Origin of the sequence: Pseudomonas sp. PA-7-1E (genome assembly GCF_021605325.1) — a bacterium.
Taxonomy (GTDB): domain Bacteria; phylum Pseudomonadota; class Gammaproteobacteria; order Pseudomonadales; family Pseudomonadaceae; genus Aquipseudomonas; species Aquipseudomonas fluorescens_BV.
Genome location: NZ_WKFA01000138.1, coordinates 1 through 672, shown reverse-complemented (window position 1 = coordinate 672; position 672 = coordinate 1). Strand labels below are relative to the sequence as shown.

General features: G+C 51.8%; 1 protein-coding gene. It reads right to left on the bottom strand.

Annotated elements, in window-relative coordinates:
* Positions 1-672, bottom strand: a 672-nt coding sequence (locus GIW79_RS29560) for an IS110 family transposase (protein WP_236456739.1), incomplete at both ends; no start/stop codon positions are given.

Genomic DNA, 672 nt, shown 5'->3' with positions numbered 1-672 from the left:
AGCTTCTGAGTCGCCGCGCTTACTTAAACTACGACGACCATCCTTCTGTCCTGACTTGTTGACGCGCAAATCCATACCAAGAAAGGCGATAAACGCGTCCGAATTCCTGAACTCTCCCCGTTGGAAGGTGGCAATCAAACGCGCGCCAGTCAAAAAACCGATGCCTTCGACTTTCAAGCAACGCTTCAACTGACCCAGTAAACCTGCTTCTTTCAGGCAGTCACTGATCATTTTTTCGATTAACCCTTCCAGTCTCTGCATCGACTTCACCTGTTCGGCAAACGAGGCCTTAAGAAGCGGCTCGTTCGCCCAGCTTTGCGTCAGGCTGACGCGCGCCTGAACCAAGGCTGCGCGCCGACGAAACAGGCTTAGAAGATGGCGATACAGCGGTGATGGAGGTGTCCAGGGACGCAGTTCGTCTGCCTCCTTTCTCAAGTAGCGGACGAGCAACTTGGCATCCAAAGCATCGGTCTTGGCCCGGATCTTCACGCTTTCGCGGTAATGCTTGAGCTCATAACCTCCAACCATGTAAACCACGCAACCAGCTTCATGAGCTAGATCAGCAAACTCCAAGTGGTAGATATTGGTGGCTTCAATTGCGATGGCCACTTTGCAGGACAAGGCCTTCAGCCATTTTTTGATAGCGGCTTTGGTGTTTGGGATTGTTTCTAA